The 19,954-nt window shown below is 74.0% G+C and carries 14 protein-coding genes; 5 read left to right on the top strand and 9 right to left on the bottom strand.

What is annotated here, in order from left to right; translation table 11 throughout:
- Window positions 1–40: 40 nt before the first annotated feature.
- Both ACFV3R_RS29705 and ACFV3R_RS29700 read right to left on the bottom strand, forming a co-directional pair.
- Window positions 41–469 carry a ribonuclease domain-containing protein gene (locus ACFV3R_RS29705; RefSeq protein WP_385589563.1) on the bottom strand — a complete coding sequence of 143 codons (429 nt, stop codon included), beginning with the start codon at window positions 467–469 and terminating at the stop codon, window positions 41–43.
- A gap of 209 nt (window positions 470–678) precedes the next feature.
- The gene (locus tag ACFV3R_RS29700; RefSeq protein WP_385589561.1) at window positions 679–1,491 is read right to left on the bottom strand and encodes an AIM24 family protein; all 813 of its coding nucleotides are present in this window, start codon (window positions 1,489–1,491) and stop codon (window positions 679–681) included.
- A 416-nt stretch (window positions 1,492–1,907) separates the two neighbouring features.
- Here ACFV3R_RS29700 and ACFV3R_RS29695 point away from each other — a divergent pair, with 416 nt between their 5' ends.
- Together ACFV3R_RS29695 and ACFV3R_RS29690 are read left to right on the top strand one after the other, a co-directional pair.
- Window positions 1,908–4,625: a beta-N-acetylglucosaminidase domain-containing protein gene (locus ACFV3R_RS29695; RefSeq protein ID WP_385589558.1), complete on the top strand. Its 2,718-nt coding sequence runs from the start codon at window positions 1,908–1,910 to the stop codon at window positions 4,623–4,625.
- 167 nt (window positions 4,626–4,792) lie between these two features.
- Window positions 4,793–5,068 (top strand): hypothetical protein, encoded by a 276-nt coding sequence (locus ACFV3R_RS29690; protein WP_385589556.1) that lies wholly within the window; start codon window positions 4,793–4,795, stop codon window positions 5,066–5,068.
- A 113-nt stretch (window positions 5,069–5,181) separates the two neighbouring features.
- On the opposite strand, the gene ACFV3R_RS29685 is transcribed toward ACFV3R_RS29690, so the two are convergent.
- The 7 genes from ACFV3R_RS29685 to ACFV3R_RS29655 all read right to left on the bottom strand — a co-directional run bounded on the left by ACFV3R_RS29685 (window position 5,182) and on the right by ACFV3R_RS29655 (window position 14,934).
- Window positions 5,182–6,006: a DUF3472 domain-containing protein gene (locus ACFV3R_RS29685; RefSeq protein ID WP_385589554.1), complete on the bottom strand. Its 825-nt coding sequence runs from the start codon at window positions 6,004–6,006 to the stop codon at window positions 5,182–5,184.
- 295 nt (window positions 6,007–6,301) lie between these two features.
- Window positions 6,302–7,492 (bottom strand): Gfo/Idh/MocA family protein, encoded by a 1,191-nt coding sequence (locus ACFV3R_RS29680; RefSeq protein ID WP_385589552.1) that lies wholly within the window; start codon window positions 7,490–7,492, stop codon window positions 6,302–6,304.
- A gap of 58 nt (window positions 7,493–7,550) precedes the next feature.
- Window positions 7,551–9,788, bottom strand: coding sequence for a right-handed parallel beta-helix repeat-containing protein (locus tag ACFV3R_RS29675; protein ID WP_385589550.1), 2,238 nt, complete (start codon window positions 9,786–9,788; stop codon window positions 7,551–7,553).
- Complete coding sequence (locus tag ACFV3R_RS29670; RefSeq protein ID WP_385589548.1) at window positions 9,785–11,242, bottom strand: M1 family metallopeptidase; 1,458 nt, start codon at window positions 11,240–11,242, stop codon at window positions 9,785–9,787. Before ACFV3R_RS29670 ends, ACFV3R_RS29675 begins: the two co-directional genes overlap by 4 nt.
- Window positions 11,239–12,918, bottom strand: coding sequence for an extracellular solute-binding protein (locus tag ACFV3R_RS29665; protein ID WP_385589546.1), 1,680 nt, complete (start codon window positions 12,916–12,918; stop codon window positions 11,239–11,241). The genes ACFV3R_RS29670 and ACFV3R_RS29665 overlap by 4 nt, the downstream gene beginning before the upstream one ends.
- Before the next feature lie 47 nt (window positions 12,919–12,965).
- On the bottom strand, window positions 12,966–13,826 hold the full coding sequence (locus tag ACFV3R_RS29660) for a carbohydrate ABC transporter permease (protein WP_385589575.1): 861 nt from the start codon (window positions 13,824–13,826) through the stop codon (window positions 12,966–12,968).
- A gap of 106 nt (window positions 13,827–13,932) precedes the next feature.
- The gene (locus ACFV3R_RS29655; RefSeq protein WP_385589544.1) at window positions 13,933–14,934 is read right to left on the bottom strand and encodes an ABC transporter permease; all 1,002 of its coding nucleotides are present in this window, start codon (window positions 14,932–14,934) and stop codon (window positions 13,933–13,935) included.
- Window positions 14,935–15,279: 345 nt separating this feature from the next.
- Here ACFV3R_RS29655 and ACFV3R_RS29650 point away from each other — a divergent pair, with 345 nt between their 5' ends.
- The 3 genes from ACFV3R_RS29650 (at window position 15,280) to ACFV3R_RS29640 (ending at window position 19,945) form a co-directional block, all read left to right on the top strand.
- On the top strand, window positions 15,280–16,266 hold the full coding sequence (locus ACFV3R_RS29650) for a hydroxyacid dehydrogenase (protein WP_385589542.1): 987 nt from the start codon (window positions 15,280–15,282) through the stop codon (window positions 16,264–16,266).
- Window positions 16,267–16,349: 83 nt separating this feature from the next.
- Window positions 16,350–17,477 carry a LacI family DNA-binding transcriptional regulator gene (locus ACFV3R_RS29645; RefSeq protein ID WP_385589540.1) on the top strand — a complete coding sequence of 376 codons (1,128 nt, stop codon included), beginning with the start codon at window positions 16,350–16,352 and terminating at the stop codon, window positions 17,475–17,477.
- Entirely contained in the window at window positions 17,474–19,945 is a 2,472-nt protein-coding gene (locus ACFV3R_RS29640) for a polysaccharide lyase 8 family protein (RefSeq protein WP_385589538.1), read from the top strand. The genes ACFV3R_RS29645 and ACFV3R_RS29640 overlap by 4 nt, the downstream gene beginning before the upstream one ends.
- Window positions 19,946–19,954: the final 9 nt, after the last annotated feature.

The raw sequence follows: 19,954 nt of genomic DNA, 5'->3' as shown, positions 1-19,954 counted from the left end.
GCCCCGCGCCGAACCCGGGGCCGGCCGCCGCCCGCTGCGCTCAGCAGCCGAAGTCGACGAGGTCGAAGGACGCGTAGTGGTCGGAGGTGTAGTAGTCCTCCTGGCTGCGCTCACCGGTGATGATGCGCCGGGCACCGCGGTCGGGGGAACCGGGCGTCACCACGGTGAACTCGTGGTAGTAGCCGGTGCTCTGGGACGGCAGCACGCCCTCACGGTTCTGGAAGACCGTGCCGTCCTGCGGATAGGGGTAGGGCCCGCCCTGGTCGATCAGGTCCAGGGTGTCGTGGGCCTGGCTGGGGAGGGCGGAGTAGCAGATGTCGCCGACGGCCGCCACCGGGGCGACTGCCGCCGGGACGCGGGTGGGGAGCGACTGGGCCGTCGCGGGGACGGCCGAGGCGCCGCCGAGCAGGAGTGCGGACATGAGGGCGCCGAGGGCGCCGATCCGAGTGACGCGTGGGGGGATCGTCATGCCCTCAGGATGACGCGCGTAGAGCCGCGTCCGCAACGCCAAGGGGCTGATGTTTCCCATGAGTTCACACCGGCGGCCGGGCGTGCGGCGAGCGCCCCGGCGGCCCGCGCGACGCCGGCCGCACCCCCACGTGCCCGGGGCGCCGCCGGGGCGCGCACGGGCGGCCCGGCGGCGGACACCCCCCGGGGCAGGCGCGGTGGGGGGGTTCCTCAGCCGGCGTGGGTGGAGAACAGGCCGCCCGTCGGGCCCTGCTTGTCGCCCCCCTGTGCCTTCTTCAGCGCGTTGGCCAGCCCCTCGATGGTCAGCGACTGGAGGATGACCCTGCCATTGCCCTCCAGGGTGGCCAGGGACAGCCCCTCGCCGCCGAAGACGGCGTTCATCAGGCCCTGCCGGTTGAGGCCGCCGACCCGCTCCACGCCGTACTGGATGCCCTCCTCGAAGGCGACGACGCAGCCGGTGTCGACCTCGATGCGGCCACCGAAGTCCGCCGGGTTGAGGTCGATGAAGTTGCCCGCCCCGCAGATGATCACGGTGCCGCGGCCGGTGAACTTCTCCAGGACGAAGCCCTCGCCACCGCTCATCCCGGTCCGTCCGCCGGCAAAGGCGATGCCGAACTCGACGCTCGACTCCGCGGCGACGAAGGCGTCCTTCTCGGCGAACCAGGCGCGGTTGCCGTCCAGTTCGAGGGCGCGCATCTCGCCGGGGAGGACACCGGCGAAGCCGACGGTGCCCTCCCCGGCGGTGGCGGTGAAGTACTGGAAGGCGAGCGACTCCCCCGCCAGCGCGCGCTGGCCCACCTGCATGGCGGTGCCCATCGCCTGGCGCAGGAAGCCGCCCATGCCGCCCTGCCCCTGGCCCTGGTCGCGGCCGGCGCCGCCGGGGCCCGTCAGGCGCGTCTCCATCGTCACGTTGGTGGTCTTGAAAAGGAACTTCCCGGCCTCGCAGTAGACCGTCTGGCCTGGTTCGAGGTTGCACACCGCCATCTGCATGGCGTTGCCGACGATCTCCTGGCGCAGGGTCACCTTGTTCTCCCTCGGACGACTTCCACCGGCGGCACGCGACCGCTCCGGCGGGGGCGGCCTCTCCCGACCGGTCCCGGCCGGCCCGGGGCGCGGGCCCGGCCGGTCCCGGACCCGCGAGGCGCCCCGTCCGTCCAGAACGTGGACCTGGACGGGAAGGTTCCGCCGGCCTCACCCGTTGTGCCGCACCTCTCGCCGGGAACACCGCCCCCGCTCCCCGCCCCTCCCGAGACCGCCCGTCCGCGGGGCCGGCCCGCCCTGCCGCACCGAAACGGCGGGCCGGCGCCGCAACCGGTCCGCGCCGCGCCGGCCGCCTTCCCCTTTCGTCCAAGAACCCGTGCGGAGAATCCCTTGCGGGCGGCCTCTGCTACCGCAAGCCTGTCTGCGCCCCCAGCCCGTCGATCATCGAGGAGGCAGGCATGCACCACCCCCGCCCCACAGCGGCGTACGCCGGTCTGACCGCGCTCGCCCTGGCCCTCACCGGCCTCGCCCCGGCAGGAGCCTTCGCCGCCCGGCCCGGCGCCACCACCCCGACATCGTTGTCGGCCACGTCCGGGGCGTCCACGGCCCCGTCCATCACCCCCACCCCGCAGTCGCAGCAGGCCCGCAGGGACCACATCTCCCTCACCCCCTCGGTCACCCTGGTCGCGGCCGAGGACGCCGACGCACCGGCGCTGGAGACCGTGCGGGCGGCGCTGCGGGCGGCAGGTGTCCAGCGGATCGTGCGGCGCACCACACCCGAGGGGGCGCCGCGCGGGAACCTCACGGTCGCCGTGGGCGGTGCCGCCGCCACGGCCGCCCTGGCCCGCCTCGGCGCCCGGTCCGCGGACGGACTGCCGGCCGAGGGGTACGCCCTGGCGCTCGGCGCCCCGTCGGGCACCGGTCCCGGCGAGGTCGTGCTGGCGGGCGTGGACGCCACCGGCACCTACTACGCGGCCCAGTCGCTGCGCCAGCTCCTGCCGCACCGTCAGGCCCCGGGCGCCCGCGTGGCCGGCACCGTCGTGCGGGACTGGCCCGCCACCGCGCTGCGCGGCGTCATCGAGGGCTTCTACGGCACCCCGTGGTCGGACCAGGCGCGCCTGGACCAGCTCGACTTCTACGGCGAGCACAAGATGAACACCTACGTCTACTCGCCGAAGGACGACCCGTACCTGCGCGACAAGTGGCGCGACCCCTACCCCGACGACCAGCTCGCCGCCATCGGCAAGCTGGTGGACCGCGCCCGCGACCGCCACGTGGACTTCACCTACGCCCTCTCCCCCGGCCTGTCGGTCTGCTACTCCTCCGAGGAGGACGTCAAGGCCCTCACCGCCAAGCTGCAGACGCTGTGGGACATCGGGGTGCGCACCTTCGCCGTCCCGCTCGACGACATCAGCTACACCAAGTGGAACTGCGACGCGGACGAGGCGAAGTTCGGCACCGGGGGCGGCGCGGCCGGCGCCGCGCAGGCGTATCTGCTCAACCGAGTCAACCAGGAGTTCATCGCCACCCACCAGGGCGCCAGGCCCCTGGAGATGGTGCCGACGGAGTACTACGACGTGAAGGCGACGCCGTACAAGGCGGCGCTGAAGGAGAAGCTGGACGACAACGTGGTCGTGGAGTGGACGGGCGTGGGCGTCATCGCGCCCACCATGACCGTCGACCAGGCGAAGGCGGCGCGCGAGGTCTTCGGCCACCCGATCCTGACCTGGGACAACTACCCCGTCAACGACTACGTCACCGACCGTCTGCTGCTGGGCCCGTTCACCGGCCGGCAGCAGGGACTGCCGGAGCAGCTGGCCGGCGTCACCGCCAACCCCATGATCCAGCCGGCGGCCTCCAAGATCGCGCTGTCCACGGTGGCCGACTACACCTGGAACGACGGCGCCTACGACGCCGACCGCTCCTGGACCGCGGCGCTCCACGAGATGGCCGGGGGCGACGCCCGCACCGAGCGGGCGCTGCGCGCCTTCGCCGACGTCGAGTACGGCTCGGATCTCAACCCGCAGCAGGCCCCCGAACTGAACGCCGCCATCGAGGAGTTCTGGAAGTCGGGCCGCTCCGCCCCGCTGGACGCCGCCTTCCGCACCCTGCAGCAGGCCCCGGCCGTCCTGCGGGACCGCCTGCCCGACAAGGGTTTCCTCACCGACAGCGCACCGTGGCTGGAGGCCACCGGGCGCTGGGGGACCGCGGCCCGCACCGCGCTGCGGCTGGTGGCCGCCTCCCGCTCCGGTGACGGCGCGAGCGCCTGGCGGCTGCGGCAGGAACTGGCCGAGCAGGTGAGCGCCGCCAAGGCGCCCGTCTACACCGACATGAACGGCAAGAAGATCCCGGTCGTGGTGGGTGACGGGGTGCTGGACACCTTCGTGGCCGACGCGGCCGCCGTCCACGACAAGGCGCTGGGCGTCGCCGGCCACGCCGAGGGCGTGACGAACCTGGGCACCTACCAGGCCCACTCCCCCGCCCTGATGACCGACGGCGACGAGACCACGTACTTCTGGAGCGACGGCGCGGCGGACAAGGACGACCACGTGGGCGTCGACCTCGGGCGGGTGCGCGAGCTGGGGAGGGTGACCGTGGCCATGGGACGGCCGGGGGACACCGGCGACCACCTGAAGCAGGGCGTGCTGGAGTACTCCGCCGACGGCAGGGACTGGCACACGCTGGAGACCTTCACGGACCAGGCCGAGGTCAGCGCCGACCCGCCGGCCGGGACCACCGCGCGCTACGTGCGGGCGCGCGCCACCGCGGCCCAGGACGAGTGGGTCGCGGTCCGCGAGTTCCAGGTGGCCGACCCGGGAGCCGCGAAGGTCACCGGCGGTCCCGGGGCGAGCGCCGGCGGCTCGCTCGCCGAGGCTGCGGACGGTGACCCCGCCACCCGCTGGACCGCCGCCCGCGCCGCCCAGCCGGGTGAGTACCTCCAGGTCACCCCGGGGGCGGGCGCCCGTCCCCACACGGTGACGGTGCTGCGGCCCAGTGGCGCCAAGGGCGCGTCCGCCACCGTGGAGGTCTCGCAGGGCGGCCGGTGGCATGCGGTCGGGCGTCTGACGGGCGACTACACCCGCATCCGTCCGGCAGGTGGCGCACTGGGCGCGGTCCGCCTGGTCTGGTCCGCCGGCGGACCGGCGCCGCAGATCGCCGAGGTGGTCCTGGACTGACGTCCTGCCCCCTCCGACGGGCGGGCCCCGCACCCCGGCCCGCCCGTCCCTCCTGACGAGCACCGCTGCGCGGGCAACCGGACGGCCCGCGTCACGCATCTCTCCTTTCACCGGCGCCACCCGGCGCCGGGCACCGCAACCCGCCTACGTGAAAGTGGAGAACAGCCGTGGCGCAGCACGAACGCGACCAGAGCGACGAACACCCCCAGGCCCCGTGGTGGTGGGGCCTGGGACCGGTCGGGGCCGCCCTCCTCGTCCTCGCCGGGATCGCCTGGGCGCTGTGGGAGTTCCTCGGGCCCGGCGCCGCGGACGACCCGGCGGCCGGCTACCGGGGGAGCAGAGTCGTCGCCATCGGGCTGGTGCTGCTCGGCACGGCCCTCCTGCAGCGCTTCCGCAGCCGCCGTTCGCCCGCGGACGAGGAGGCGGACGGGCAGCGCGACTGAGGGCTGCGGCCTGCTCCCCGGCGGTTTCGCGGCGGGCCTTGGTGCGGCCGGCCTCCTGGCGAAGGCCCGCTCCGGACATCTCAGGTGCCGGGGCGGGCCCGGGACCGCGGCCCTCAGGCGCCCTGCCGCCCCACCGCCGTGTGGGCGTCGCCGGTGACGGTGACCTGGCGTCCCTTGGCGGTGGTGGTCGAGGACGTGCTGAGGCAGCTGCCGGACGCGGGGTCGGCGACGGTCGGCAGGTCGCCGGTCCAGTCCGTGCCGCCCTCGGTGCCGACCGGCTTGCCGTAGGTGACGGTGACCTGCTGGGAACAGCCGTCGGTGAGGTAGGGCTCGATGAAACCGCCGTCGGAGGCCCGGAACCGGCCCGAGCCGGAGGGGAGGGAGAAGCTGCCGATGTGCGCCACGGTCGCGCCCGTGGAGCCGTTGACGACGTCGCCGGTCATGAGCTGGGTGGCGCCCGAGACGCTCGCGCGCTTCAGGACGAGGTCGTAGGTCGTGCCCTTGGTGTAGGGGAACTGGACCGCGCAGCTCACGCCTGCTCCGCCGTCCGCCCCGGGTGAGCAGTGGTCGTCGGTGGTGGTGGCCTCGGCGTTGAAGGAGCTGAAGATCGCCTGGAGGCGTGACCTGCCGTCGGAGCCGGCCGGTTTGGGCTGGAGGCCGGCGTAGGGCCGGGTGCCGCTCTCCAGCGTCGTGTAGAAGGCGAAGTAGATGCCGGAGGCGTCGGGGGCCGACTCGACCGCCAGGGGCAGCGTCAGCCGGCTGACCGCGCCGGGGGCCCCGGTGGTCCAGTGGGTGGTGGGGGTGGCGGCGAAGGACTCGCCGGTCATGGCCACCCCGAGGAGCACCGCCGCCGCCACGACGGTCGCGGCGCGAGCGGTGGCGCGGCGCCGGGGGGCGGAGGTGGTGCGGCGGGTGCGCGAGCTGCGGAACGGTTCCATTGCGGTCTCCTGACCTGGGTGGGGAAGGACGAGCCGATGAGCCGTGCGTCTGCTGCGGGTGGTGTCGGGCGAGGTGCGGGATGCGGGCGGTGCGGAAGTGCGTGGTGCGGGCGCTTCGGGCGGGAACCCGGCGCGCGGGGGCACGGCCGGGTCGGCTGCGAGCGGGCGCCGTTCGGGAGCACCGCGGGGCGGTCCGGGGGCGGGGTCCCGCGGTGTGCGCGGGCGGGTGCCGGGCGTCCGGGGCCGTGTGCGGCGGCCCCGGACGGTGGTGCACCCGGTGGTTCGGGCTGGTGGGTCAGCGCATCTGGCCCTTCTCGAAGTAGGTCAGGAGCTCCTCCGGCAGGGCGGGGACCGCACGTGGGGTGCCGCCGTCGCGGAGTGACGCGGTGGCGCTGACCCCTGCGGCGACGGCCATGCGGGCGGCGACCGGTGAGGTGTCCGTGGGACCGCCCTCGCGGGCGAAGCGCACGAACTCCGCGACCAGGAGCGGGTCCGCGCCGCCGTGCCCCGCCTCGTCCTCGGCAGCGGGGACGGCGTACTCGGCGTCGGCCTGCGCACGGTGGCCGGAGCGGCGGCTGTTCCAGACCTTGACCACCGCGCCCGGGCCGTCGCCGAAGTTCTCCAGCCGGCCCTCGTCGCCGATGACGGTGTAGTTGCGCCAGTAGTCGGGGGTGAAGTGGCACTGCTGGTAGGCGGCGAGGACGCCGTTGTCCAGGCGCATGTTGACCAGGGAGACGTCTTCGACGTCGATGACGGGGTTCAGCCCGCGCTGGGTGTGCGGCGGCCAGTGGCCGTCCTCGGTGTACCAGTCCTCGTGCTTGGGCTCTCCCGGTGCGCGGCGGTGCGGGAGGTCGCCGTAGACCATGAGGTCGCCGAGTGCCTGCACCGTCTCGGTGTGGCCGCCGGCCAGCCAGTGCACGACGTCGATGTCGTGTGCCGCCTTCTGGAGCAGCAGCCCGGTGGTGTGGCGGCGCTCGGCGTGCCAGTCCTTGAAGTACCAGTCGCCGCCGTAGCCGACGAAGTGCCGCACCCACACGGTGCGGACCTGGCCGATCTCGCCGCGCGCCACCACCTCCCGCATCAGGCGGATGACGGGCATGTGGCGCATGTTGTGCCCCACGTAGAGCCGGGTCCCGGTCTGGTGCGCGGTGCGCAGGATGCGGTCACAGCCCTCGACCGTGATCTCCAGCGGTTTCTCGACCAGGGTGGGAAGCCCCGCGTGGAGGGTCTGGCAGGCCAGTTCGGCGTGGGTGTGGTCGGGGGTGAGGACGAGGACGGCGTCGACCTCGGGGTCGTCCAGGACCCGGCGGTGGTCCTCGGTGGTGCGCAGGCCCGGCATGTCCCGCTCGGCACGGGCGCGGCAGGCCGGGTCGGGGTCGGCGAGGACGGTGACGCGGGAGCCGGCGCCCGGCCGGTGGGCGGTGCGGGCGAGGGAGCCCCGCAGTCCGTAACCGAGAACGCCCAGGCGGAGGTCGGGGGTGGTCATGTGCGGAAGCCCTTCGTACGTCGGAGGCGGGGGCGGTGGGTCTCCCCCGCCGACAGCCTCACGGGTGGACGCGGACGGTGGCCAGCCCCACGCGTCCGGAGCCGGTCGCGGTGACCCGCAGGTAACGGGCGCGGGTGTGCAGACCGGTCAGTTCGGTGGGACTGCGGAGCGTGCCGTCGAGGTGGTGGACGGTGGCGTCGGCCATGTCGGGGCGGGTGGCGAGCGCGAGGTCGACGTCGGCGGTGGCGGCGGAGCCGTCGTTCCACAGCTCGACGGTGCCGACGCGGCGGACGGTGCCGAGGTCGAGCTGCCACCAGGCGCCGGGGCCGGCGCCGGTGGCGGTCCAGGTGTTGTTGTCGCCGTCGACGGCGAGGTCGGCGGTGGCGGTGCCCGCTGTGGTGGCCTGGGTGGCGGTGGCAGTGCGGGCCCAGTCCGTGGCGAGTTGGTCCACCGGGCCGCCGTGGGCGCCGGCCCGGGCGGCGACCGCCACGGCCGCGGCGGGCAGTTCGGTGAGGCGGGTGTGGTCGTGGAGCGAGGAGCCGGCCCCGGCGGGGGCGGGTGCGTCGGAGTCGGTCCAGTTGCCGGTGCCGGTGTTCTGGATGCCGTAGTCGGCCCAGTTGGAGATGTACTTGCCGGGGACGCGGGTGATGACGTTGGCCTCGACGCGGATGTAGGAGGACTGTTCGTCGAGGTAGACGCCGTTGCCGTCGTGCTGGGCGCTGCCGTAGCCGACGCGGTCCACGTAGTTGCCGGAGATCACGGTGCCGGGCTGGGCTCCTTGGGTGTAGATGCCGCCGCCGTCGTGCTGGGCGGCGTCGGCCTGCATGGCGTCGGTGATCCGGTTGGCGGTGATGCGGTTGTCGCGCAGCACCGACTGCCGTGCCTCGGGCTGGTTCCAGCCCCAGCCGACGGAGATGCCGGAGTAGGGCAGGTCGGTGAGGGTGTTGTGGTCGACGCGCAGTCCCGCCTCGTAGCCGGCCCAGATGCCGACGGCGTCGCTGTACTCGACGCCGGTGTGCGTGATCGTGTTGCGCGCGACCGTGTTGCGCTGCCCGGCCAGTTCGGGGGCGGGGTCGGGTTCGGTGTCGCCGACGTAGAGGGCGCCGGAGGAGAGGTCGGTGAAGGTGGAGTCGGTGACGGCGGTGTCCTTGGTGCCGGCCTCCAGGACCGCCCCGGCACCGCCGAGGTGGCTGAAGGCGGCGTGGTCGACGGTGACGCGGCTGCCGCCGCGGACGGTGAGGGCGGCGGCCGGCTTGGTGTAGTGGCGGCCGGCGTGGTCGACGGGGCCGGTGGTGCCGGTGAGGGTGAGTCCGGCCTGAGTACCGGCGTAGCCCTGAGTCGTGGACGGCTGGCGGTAGGCGGCGTAGGCCAGGCCGGTGCCACTGATGCGCAGGTCGTGGGCGCCGTCGAGGGTGAGGAGGTGTTCGGTGGCGGGGGTGAGCGCGGTGGTGTGGCGCATGTCCTGACCGGGGAGCGGCAGGTAGGTGAGGGTGCCGGTGCCGGACTCGAAGGAGAACTCACCTGGTTCGTCCAGGAGTTCGCGTGCGTTCTGGAACCAGGCGACGCCGTCGTAGCGGCTGGAGTCGACGGTCGTGGTGTCCCAGGCGGGGCCTGTGCGGCCGGTACCGGAGGAGGAGTTGGCCCAGCAGGGCTGGACGAAGGTGAGGGTGTCGCCGTGCACGCCGGCGATCCGGCAGTGGTAGTTGCGCCAGCGGACCTTGATGACGGCCTCGGCGTCGGTGGGGTGGGCCCAGTGGTCGATGCCGGTGGCCCGGGCGCCGCTCATGCCGCTCGCCGTGGCGTCGCAGACGGCGGCGGGGCAGGCCTCGCCGCGCGCCGGGACGGCCCGCCGGCCGCCCACGAACAGCTGCCGTGCGGTGGTGCCGTCAGGCACGTGGGTGGTCCAGGTGCCGTCGGCCCGTGGCGTCCAGTGGTCGAGGACCTGGCCGCCGGAGAGCACGGGACGGGCGCCGGGGGCGGCGGTCCAGGTGACGGGGTGCGCGGGGGTTCCGGAGTCGCGCGGGCCGAGTGCGAGCGGCGCGGTCATCCGGTAGGTGCCGCCCCGGAGTTCGACGCGGACGCCGCGGTCGGCGTCGGCGGCGAGGGCGGCGCGGGCCGCGTCCCGGGCCCCCGTCAGCGAGCAGGGACGGGCCGCCTCGCAGTGGTCGCCGCTGCCGTGCGGGGCGGCGTGCAGGACGAGGGGGGCAGGGGCCGCGGTGGCTGCGGGGGCCGGGGTGAGGAGTGCGGCGGCGAGGACGGCCGCGAGGGCGAGGAGGCTGCGGGCGCGGTGGGTCACGGGGTCACCGTCCAGTCGGGGTGGCCGGGCATGGGCGGGTTGACGGGGCCGAAGAGCCAGTCGCGCAGGAAGGGGGCCAGCAAGCGGTCGCCGGTGACGCGGACGGTGTGGGCGAGGAAGTCCTCGCTGGTGACGACGGTGTCCCGGTGGCGTTCGGGCCACAGCCGCATCACCCGGTCGAAGCTCCGTTTGCCGATCTGCCGGCGCAGGGCGTAGAGGACGAGGGCGCCGCCGTCGTAGATGTTGGTGCCGCCCAGCGCCTTGGGCAGGCCTGGAGGTCCGTCGGCGGCGCGCACCGCGTCCAGGGCGGCGTAGGTCGCCTTCATCTTGTCGGCCAGCACCGACCAGCCCCGCTCCTCGCTGTGGACGGCGGCGTAGTAGGTGGCGGGCCCCTCGTTGAGCCAGGCCTGCTGCCAGTCCCGCGGGGTGACGCTGTCGCCCCACCACTGGTGCGTGAGCTCGTGCACCATGGTGTTCTCCCAGGTGGGGTTACCGTGTGCGTCGGGCTTGAACCAGTTGGTGCCCATCAGGGTGAGGGTCTGGTTCTCCAGGGCGTCGCCGTAGCCGTCGTAGATGTGGACGCCGTAGACGGAGAACGGGTAGCGGCCGAACCGGGCCTCGGTCCAGGCAAGGTGGTCGGCGGTGCGGGCGACGACCGGGGCGTAGCGGTCCTCTTGCCCGGCGGGGACGAGGTGGCGCAGCGGCAGGCCGGTGTGGCTGCTGCCGCACAGGTAGGTGCCCTTGACGACGGCGATGCCGCACAGCTCGGTGGCCATGCGCTCGCGCAGCGCGAAGTGCCAGACGGTGGAGCCGTCGGGGCGGTGCGTGCGGTGCGTCAACTCGCCGTTGGCTGCGGCGACGTAGCCCTCGGGTGCGCTGAGGTGGAAGGTCCAGGTGGCCTTGTCGGAGGGTGTGTCGTTGCAGGGGAGGAAGGTGTCGGCGCGGGAGGACTGGGCGGCGCAGGCGAAGCCGCCGTCGCTGCCGAACCGCCAGCCGGTGAGGCCGGTGCGCGCGCCCTTGCCGTTGCCGTGGTACCGCACGGTGACGGTGAACGGCTGCCCGTCGCGCAGCGGGGTGGCGGGGGTGAGCGTCAGTTCCTGGCCGCTGCGTCCGGCGGTCAGTCCCCAGCGGGCCGGGCGCCCGTCGACGGTGGCGGCGTCGACGGTGTGCCCGTCGGAGTCGAGGTTGAACGCGGAGAGGTCCTGGGTGGCGGTGGCCAGCAGGGTGACGGTGCCGGTGTAGTCGTAGGTGACGGGGGTGAAGTCGAAGGTCAGGTCGTAGTGGGTGACCTGGTAGCCGCCGTTGCCGAGGGTGGGGAAGAGCGGGTCGCCGACGCCGGGCGCACCCGGGGTGGGGGTGGGCCGGCGGGCCGCGGCGGGGGTGGCGAGTACCGGGGTGGCGGCCGCGGCGCCGGCGAGGGTGAGGGCCGCCCGGCGGCTGAGGGCGGGCCTCACCGCTTGCCGCCCTGCTGCGCGGCCTCTTCGAACTCGTGGCGGGCGCTCTCGCCGCCCTGCGCAAGGTAGTCGCGGGTGAGTTGCTTCCAGTACGAGAGGGGGCGGCGGCCGGTGACGATGTCCTTCACGCCGTCCTGCTCGAAGGTGTAGAGGCTGCCGTAGCCCTTGGAGTCCCAGGTGGGTGAGGAGTAGCCGAGGGTGGGGTCGGGGGCGACCATGGGGATCATCGCGCGGAACGCCTCGTGTTCGCGCTCCACGCCCTTGCGGCTGGTGGAGGAGTAGACGGCGGGGACGGCGGAGGCGAGCTTGCCCCAGGGGACGCTGACGTCGGCGACGCCCTGCTTGGTCAGGACGGGGTTGCCCTTGGCGTCGCGGTGGAAGTCGGTGCCCTCGACGCCGTAGGTGACCAGCGTGTACTCCTGGCTGCCGAAGGGGGCGGCGGCGAAGTCCAGGAGGCGCAGCACCTGCCGGACGCGGTCGGCGGAGGCCTTGCGCAGGTGGACGTTGGACAGGGCGATGTTGTCCTGCCAGACCAGGGCGTCCTTCCCCACCGGGCGCATGGGGCGGACGTCGAAGCTCCTGTCGATCGCGGCCATCGTGTCGACGTAGCCGGAGGAGCCGAGGGCCAGGTAGGCGGGCATGCCGTCGTAGACGTAGGCGGCCTTGCCGTTCTTGAACATGTCGGTGTACTTGACCCTCTGCACCCCGCTCATCCCGACGGTCCCGGGGTAGTAGCAGCCGGCCTTGTACAGGTCGCGCATCACCTCGACGGCGTGGCGGAACTCGGCGGTCTCCAGGCGGTGGGTGAACTTTCCCGTCCGGGTGTCCATCCGCCAGTCCTTCGGGGAGCCGGCCGACATGGCGATGAGGTTCTGGGCGCCGGTCATGATGGCGTACCGGTCCTGCTTCGGCCGGGTCAGCTCCTTGCAGAGTTCGACGAAGCGGTCCAGGTCGGTGATCTGGTCGAGGTCGTCGACGCCGGCCTCGGCGAACAGGTCGTGGCGGTAGAAGCCGGCGCCGCCGGTGCCGCTGCGGGTGATGGGAACGCCGTGGAGCCGGCCGCCGAAGACGGCGTTCTGCCAGGCGCTCTTGGGGATGGCGGCGAGGTTGGGGTAGTCGCGGACCTTGTCGCCGGCGAGGAAGGGGGTGAGGTCGGCGCAGGTGGCGGCGAGGAAGGCGGCCTTGTTGTCGGCGCCGCCGGTCTCGGGGTACATGAAGACGTCGGGCAGGGAGTCGCCGGCGACCATGGTGGAGAACTTCGTCGGGTAGTCGTCGGCGGGCACGGCGGTGATGTCGACCCGGCCGCCGAGCAGGTCCTCGATCGCCCGCCAGGCGGCGTTCCGGCCGCGGGCCGGTGGCGGTGGGGAGAAGGTCTCCAGGGTCGCGGATATCGGCTGGGCGCCCTTGAGCGGCGTGCCCCTGGTCGCCCGCAGCGGTTTGGCGGGGTAGCTGTAGAAGCCCTGGGGGACGCCCGCGGCGGTACCGGGCAGGTCGGGGGTGAGGCCGAAGTTGCGGCGGACGGTGGCCGGCAGCAGCTTGTCGCTCTTGGCCTCGGCCTTCGCCGCGCTCGCCCCGTCCCCGCAGGCGGCGAGGAGGGGCGCGGCGGCCACCCCCAGGCCGAGGCCGGTGCCCAGGCGGAGCAGTGCGCGTCTGTCGATCGGTGTGGAGCCGGGCATCGTTTCTCTCCTTTGCGGAGGGCGGGAGGAGGTGCGGTCGCCGCGGATCATCCCTTGATCGCGCCGGTCAGCACGCCCTTGGTGAAGTACCGCTGCAGGAAGGGGTAGACCAGCAGGATCGGTACGACGGCGATCACCAGGACGGCCATCTGCACGGCCTGTTCCGGGGCGAGGGACTCGCCCGCCGCGGCGCTGCTGAGGCTCTGGCCCTGGAGCACGTAGGTGCGCAGGACCATCGGCAGCGGCCACTTGTCGGAACCGTCCAGGTAGAGCAGTGCGTTGAAGAAGGCGTTCCAGTAGGTGACGGCGTAGAAGAGGCTCACCACGGCGATGACGGCCTTGGACAGCGGCAGCACCAGCCGGAGCAGGATCCGCAGGTCGCCGGCGCCGTCCACGCGCGCCGCGTCGTAGAGCTCCTCGGGCAGGTTCATGAAGAAGGCCCGCAGCACCACCAGGTTGAAGGCGGAGACGAGGGTGGGCGCCACCAGCGAGGCGTAGGTGTCGTACAGGCCGATGCCCTTGACCAGGAGGAAGTTGGGGATGATGCCGGCGTTGAAGAGCATGGTGAACAGCGCGGTCATGAGGATGAGCCGGGAGCCGGTGACCTCGCGGCGGGAGAGTCCGTAGGCCATGCAGACGGTGACGACCAGGCTGGCGCCGGTGCCCAGGACGGTGACGCCGATGCTCACCAGCAGGGCGCGGGTGACGACGCCGCCGGTGAGGATGGTGCGGTAGGCGTCGAGGGTGGGGTGGTCGGGCCAGAGCACCAGCCCGGTGGAGCGGATGATGTCGGACTGCGAGGCGATGCTGGTGCCGAGGACGCCCAGCAGCGGGTAGGCCACGGCGGCGACGACGAGCACCAGCACGGTGGCCTTGACGGCGCGGCCCAGCCGGGTCGGCTGCTCCATCCAGGGCGGGCGGCCGGCCGTGGGGCGGCGTCGCCGGGCCCCGGTGCTCCCCGGTGCGGGCGCGGTGGCCCCCGGGTCGGCGGGTGCGCTCTCGGGCGCGGTCCGGTCAGCGGTCAGCACCGCGGTACACCCCCTCGTGGCCCAGGCGGTGGGCGAACCGGTTGGCGCCGAGGACGAGGGCGGTGCCGACGACGGCCTTCACCAGTCCGACGGCGGCGGCCGTTCCCCAGTCGTTGTCCCGGATGCCGTGGTAGTAGACGTACGTGTCGAGGACCTCGCCCGCGCCGGGACCGACGGCGTCGCGCTGGAGCAGGATCTGCTCGAAGCCGACGGAGAGGATGTTGCCGAGGTTGAGGATGAGCAGCAGCACGATGACCGGGGAGATGCCGGGCAGGGTCACGTGCCACAGCCGCCGCCAGGGCCCGGCGCCGTCGATGGCCGAGGACTCGTAGAGCTGCCGGTCGATGGCGAGCAGGGCGGCGAGGATGATGATGGTGCCCCAGCCGGCGTCCTTCCAGACCAGTTCCAGCGTCAGCAGCCAGGGGAAGGCGTGCGGGTCGGCCATCATGTCGTAGCGCGGCAGGCCCACCTTGTCCAGGAGGTCGGGCAGCAGTCCGGCGCCGCCCAGCACCTGCTGGAAGATCGAGACGATGATGACCCAGCCGATGAAGTGCGGCAGGTAGACGACGCTCTGCACGAACCGCCGGACCCGGTCGCCGGCGATGCTGTTGAGCAGCAGCGCCAGGGCGATGGGGACGGGGAAGAAGAACACCAGCTGGATGAGGGCGATTTCGAGGGTGTTGCCGGTCGCCGACCAGAAGGCGGGCTGGGCGAAGGCCTCGGCAAAGTTGGCGAACCCCACCCAGGCGCTGTGCAGGTAACCGAGGTAGGGCTGGTAGTCCTGGAAGGCCACCACGTAGCCGAGCAGCGGCAGGTAGTGGAAGACCAGGAAGTAGAGCAGTCCGGGCAGGGTGAGCAGCAGCATCACCCGGTCGCGGCGCAGGCGTTGCCACAGTGACAGGCGGTTGTGGGCGGGGCCGGGACGCGCCGGGGATCGCGGCCCGCGTCGCCGGCGGGGCGGCGACGGCGCCGTAGTGGTCTCAGCCATGGCGGGGTTCCTGTTCGGCAGACGGGCTCCGGAGGATGGGCCTTGTTGCGGCGGCAAGCTAGTAACCGGTTACCGCCACCGTCAATACGCTGGGCGGAACCAGTGTGTCCCGCACCACAGAGCCAAACCGGACATTGCAGCGGTCTTCCCAAGTCACCGATACCTGACGCTGGTTGGCGTTGCGTGACGGGTTGACGGCGTGTGCGGCCGATCCCTACCGTCCTCGCAGTCGGCAGTACCCGCTTACTATCCGGAGGCACGGTGCACATCACCGAAGAGGCGCCGGCTCCGCGGGGAGCGGTCGCCGTCCCGCCGGCCGCGCGACGGCCCCGCACGGTCGTCGCCATGAGCCCCGCCCTGCTCGACGAGGTCTTCCCGCCCGCGGTGCGGCACCGTCTGGAGCAGGTCGGTGATCTGCAACCCGGTGTCCCGCTGGCGGAGTTCACCTCGCCACCGGCCGTGGCGGCGCTGGCGGAGGCCGAAGTGCTGCTGACCGGTTGGGGCTGCCCGCCGCTGGACCCGGCGGTGCTCGACCGCGCCCCGAAGCTGCGCGCCGTGCTGCACGCGGCGGGCACCGTCAAGACCTTCCTGGGCGTGGAGGTGTTCGGCCGGGGCGTGGCGGTCTCCTCCGCTGCGGACGCCAACGCCGTACCCGTCGCGGAGTTCACCCTGGCGGCCGTCGTCCTGGGCGCCAAGCGCGCGTTCACCCTGGGCAGCCTCTACCGGGACCGCCGCACCCACCGCACGGCGGCCGACCTGGACCGGCTGCCCTGGCTCGGCACGCACGGCCTGACCGTCGGCGTCGTCGGCGCCTCCCGCACCGGCCGCCGCGTCGTCGAGCTGCTGTCCGCGCTCGACGCGGAGGTCCACCTGCACGACCCGTACCTCCCGGACGCGGAGGTGCGGGCGCTGGGGGCGGTCCCCACCGACCTGGACACCCTCGTGGCCACCTGCGACGTGGTGACCCTGCACGCGCCGCAGACACCGCGGACCCGCCACCTCCTGGACGCCTACCGGCTGGGGCTGATGCGGCCCGGTACCCTCCTGGTCAACACGGCCCGGGGCTCGCTGGTCGACACCGAGGCGCTCACCGGGCACCTGGTGAGCGGCCGGCTGGACGCGGTGCTCGACGTCACCGACCCCGAACCGCTGCCCGCCGACCACCCGTTGTGGGACCTGCCGAACGTCTGGCTGACCCCGCACCTGGCCGGCGCGCAGGGCAACGAGGTCGGCCGGCTCGGCGCCTGCGCGGTGGACGAGCTGGACCGGTACGCCCGGGGCCTGCCGCTCCGCCACGAGGTGCGCGCCGGCGACTGGGAGCGGATCGCATGACACCCTCGGGCCGGACGGCCGCGCCGTGCACGCCGGTCCCGACCCGGGACCGGGGCGGCTGCAGCGACCACGAGGGGGCGTCGATGGGACGGCGGCAGACCACCACCGCTCGGGAACGGGACGGGGACACCACCGCTGCGCAGGGCAGACGACGGGCCACGGTCTCGGACGTGGCGCGGGCCGCGGGTGTCTCCACGGCCACCGTGTCGCGGGTGATGAACCGCAACTACCCGGTGGCCGCGGCCACCAGGGAGCGGGTCGAGGCGGCCGTGCGGGAGCTGGGGTACGTGGTCAACGCGCACGCCAGAGCGTTGGCGGGCGTGTCGGCCAGGACCGTCGGCATCGTCGTCGGTGACGTCGTCGACCCGTTCTACGCCTACATCGCCCGGGGGGTGGAGCGGGAGGCGGCAGCCGGGGACCGGCTCTGCCTGGTCTGTTCCGCCCAGGGCGACCCGCAACGGGAACTGGCCTTCGTCGAGTTGCTGCACGAGCGGCGCGCCGACGCGGTGATCGTGGTGGGCGGCAGCGTGCAGGACCGGGCCTACACCGCCCAACTCGCCGACCGGGCACGGGAGCTGGCGGCGGACGGCTCCCGCCTCGTGCTGTGCGGCCGGCCCGCTCTGGGGCCCGGCGTGCCGACGGCGTCGGTGGAGTACGACAACGAGGGCGGTGCCTTCGCCCTGACCGACCACCTCCTCACCCAGGGCCACGAGCGCATCGTCTACCTCGGCGGCTCGCCCCGGCTGTCCACCACCCGCGACCGGCTGGCGGGGCACCGCAGGGCGCTGCGGTTGCGGGGCGTGGAGCCGGACCCGGAGCTGGAGCACCCGGGCGCCTTCGGCCGTGCCTTCGGCCACCGGCGCATGGGGGAGATCCTGCGCAGCGGCCTGGAGTTCACCGCGGTCTTCGCGGCCAACGACATCGTCGCCGCCGGCGCGGCCCAGGCGCTGGAGGAGGCGGGGGTGCGGGTGCCGCAGGACGTCTCCCTGGTCGGTTACGACGACGTCCCGGTGGCCCAGGAGCTCCGCCCGCGCCTGACCACCGTGCACGTCCCGCTGGAGGAGCTGGGGCGGGCCGCGGTGCGGGTCGCCGTCGGCGACAGCGGGGACGACCAGTGGCGGGAGGCGGCCTCGGGGGTGGTGCGGCTGGGGACGCACATCGTGGTCCGCGACTCCGTCGCCCCCCGCTCCCCCGGCGCCTTACGGCGATGAGGCGCCCTACCGCACCGCCCGTCCCGCATCGCCCGTCCCGCACCGCCCGTCCGATCGGAGGCCCCGTGCCCCATCCCGTCAGCCGCCGCACCCTGCTCGCCGCGACCGGCGCCGCCGCGGCGTCCGCCCCGCTCCTCGCACCTCGGGCCCTCGCGGCCACCACTGCCTCCGCCCCCGCCGCGGACGACCCCTACGGCCCGCCCCTGGCCCGGGCGCGTGCGCTGCTGACCGGCGGCACGGCCGACACCGCCGACCCGGCGTTCGCACCCGCCCTCGCCGCCCTGGACTCCGTCGCCGAACCGCTGTGGGCGCGACTGGACACCTCCGCGGACCGCACCTCGCTCTGGCCCGACCTGTCCCCCGTCACCGACTCCGGCAACCTGGGGCAGAGCCACACCCGGCTGCGGTCGCTCGCCCTGGCCTGGGCCACTCCGGGCACCTCTTTCGCCGGGCGTGCGGAGGTCGCCGACGCGGTCGTCGCCGGGCTCCGCCTCCTCCACGACGCGGCCTACCACAAGGGGGCGGCGGAGAGCGGGAACTGGTGGTTCTGGGAGATCGGCGCCCCGCGCGCCCTGGTGGACTGCCTGGTCCTGCTGGGTGACCGGGTGCCCGCCGCGGACCTGGCCGCGCACCTGGAGAGCGTCGCCGCGTTCGTGCCCGACCCGGACCGCCGCACGGGCAGTCCTTCGCTGCCGGAGACGGGCGCCAACCGGTCCGACAAGGCCGTGATCGTCGCGCTCAGCGGGCTGCTGGGCCGTGACGACGCACGGGTGGCGCTCGCCCGCGACGGTCTCTCCGACCGGCGCGGGAACGGCCGCAACAGCCTCTTCCGCCTGGTGACCTCGGGCGACGGCTTCTACGCCGACGGCTCCTTCGTCCAGCACGGCTGCGTGGCGTACACCGGCACCTACGGTTCGGTGCTGCTGGGCGGCCTCGCCTACCTGCTGGCGCTGCTGGCGCAGTCGCCGTGGGCGGTCACGGACCCGGCGGTGGACGTGGTGTACGACGCGGTGGAGCGCTCCTTCCTCCCGGTGCTGCACGAGGGCGTCGTGACGGACGCGGTGCGCGGCCGGGCGATCTCCCGTCAGGCGGCGCCCGACCACGTGGACGGTGCCGCCGCCCTCTCGGCGGTGCTGCTGCTGGCCGAGACCGCGCCCGCCTCCTACCGGGAGAGCTGGCTGCCGGTGGTCAAGGGCTGGTTGGAGCGCAACCGCACCGTGCCGTTCACCGCCGACGCCGCCGTGCCGGACGTGGCGCGGGCCGTGGCGCTGCTGGCGGACGACGGGGTGCGGGCCATGGCCGCCCCCACCGGGCACGACGTCCTGGCCGACATGGACCGTGTGGTGCACCGCCGCCCGGGCTGGACGTGCGCGCTGGCCCTCTCCTCCCGCCGGATCAGCGCCTACGAGGCGGGCAACGGCGAGAACCTGCACGGCTGGTACACCGGCGACGGCATGACCTACTTCCACACCGCCGACGACCTCGGGCAGTACGGGGACGGTTTCTGGCCGACGGTCGACCCGTACCGGCTGCCCGGCACGACCGTCGACACCCGGCACCGGGCCGACCTGGGCTCGTCCGCGGGGACCAGCACCCACCTGCCGTCGAACGCGGTGGCCGGGGGCGCGGTGCTGGAGGACAGGTTCGGCGCCTCGGCCATGGAACTCGCCGCCGAGGGTTCCTCGTTGCGGGCCCGCAAGGCGTGGTTCCACCTGGACGACGCGGTGCTGGCGTTGGGCGCCGACGTCACCGCGGGCGACGGCCGCACCGTCGAGACAGTCCTGGACAACCGGCGACCGCGCGGGGCCGGTGCGCGCCTGCTGGTCGACGGCCACCCGTGGTCCTCACCGGACGGTTCGCTGCGGCACCTGCGCTGGGCCCACCTGTCGGGCTTCGGCGGTTACGTCCTGCCCGGTGGCGCCCGGCTGCGCGTCCTGCGGGAGCAACGCACCGGCGCCTGGGCCGACATCGACACCGGCGCCGACACCGCCGGCAGCGCCGGCCCGTTGACGCGGGAGTACCTGACCCTCTGGTTCGACCACGGCCGCTCCCCCTCCGGGGCGCGCTACGCCTACGCGGTGCTGCCGGGCGCGAGTGCGGTGCGCACCGCGGCATGGTCGCTCACCTCCGCGGCCCGCGTCGTCGCCAACTCAGCCCAGGTACAGGCCGTCCGGGCTCCGGAGTACGGGCTGTTCGCGGCGCACTTCTGGGCGGCGGGCGAGGTGGCGGGCGTGCGCTGCGACGGGCCCGGCACCGTCCTGGTGCGGCGCGCCGCGGGCCGCGTGAGCGTGGCGGTGGCGGACCCGGGCCGCACGGCGACGACGCTCACCGTGACCCTGCCCCTGGCGGCGCGCCGGGTGCGGCGCGCCGACGACTCGGTGACCGTCACCTGCGGGCCGCACACCACGCTGACCGTGGCGGTCGGCGGCTCCCACGGCCACACCCACCAGGCCGTCCTGACGTACTGACCGCCCAGC

This window comes from Streptomyces sp. NPDC059740, assembly GCF_042733155.1.
GTDB lineage: Bacteria > Actinomycetota > Actinomycetes > Streptomycetales > Streptomycetaceae > Streptomyces.
The sequence above is the reverse complement of the archived record's forward strand: the minus strand, read 5'-3'. Positions and strand labels throughout refer to the sequence as shown.

Bases quoted from the DNA above. Each gene is read 5' to 3' on its own strand.
- ACFV3R_RS29705 (WP_385589563.1), bottom strand. From the start codon at position 469: ATGACGATCCCCCCACGCGTCACTCGGATCGGCGCCCTCGGCGCCCTC.
- ACFV3R_RS29695 (WP_385589558.1), top strand. From the start codon at position 1,908: ATGCACCACCCCCGCCCCACAGCGGCGTACGCCGGTCTGACCGCGCTC.
- ACFV3R_RS29685 (WP_385589554.1), bottom strand. From the start codon at position 6,006: ATGGAACCGTTCCGCAGCTCGCGCACCCGCCGCACCACCTCCGCCCCC.
- ACFV3R_RS29680 (WP_385589552.1), bottom strand. From the start codon at position 7,492: ATGACCACCCCCGACCTCCGCCTGGGCGTTCTCGGTTACGGACTGCGG.
- ACFV3R_RS29665 (WP_385589546.1), bottom strand. From the start codon at position 12,918: ATGCCCGGCTCCACACCGATCGACAGACGCGCACTGCTCCGCCTGGGC.
- ACFV3R_RS29660 (WP_385589575.1), bottom strand. From the start codon at position 13,826: ATGGAGCAGCCGACCCGGCTGGGCCGCGCCGTCAAGGCCACCGTGCTG.
- ACFV3R_RS29655 (WP_385589544.1), bottom strand. From the start codon at position 14,934: ATGGCTGAGACCACTACGGCGCCGTCGCCGCCCCGCCGGCGACGCGGG.
- ACFV3R_RS29650 (WP_385589542.1), top strand. From the start codon at position 15,280: ATGAGCCCCGCCCTGCTCGACGAGGTCTTCCCGCCCGCGGTGCGGCAC.
- ACFV3R_RS29645 (WP_385589540.1), top strand. From the start codon at position 16,350: ATGGGACGGCGGCAGACCACCACCGCTCGGGAACGGGACGGGGACACC.
- ACFV3R_RS29640 (WP_385589538.1), top strand. From the start codon at position 17,474: ATGAGGCGCCCTACCGCACCGCCCGTCCCGCATCGCCCGTCCCGCACC.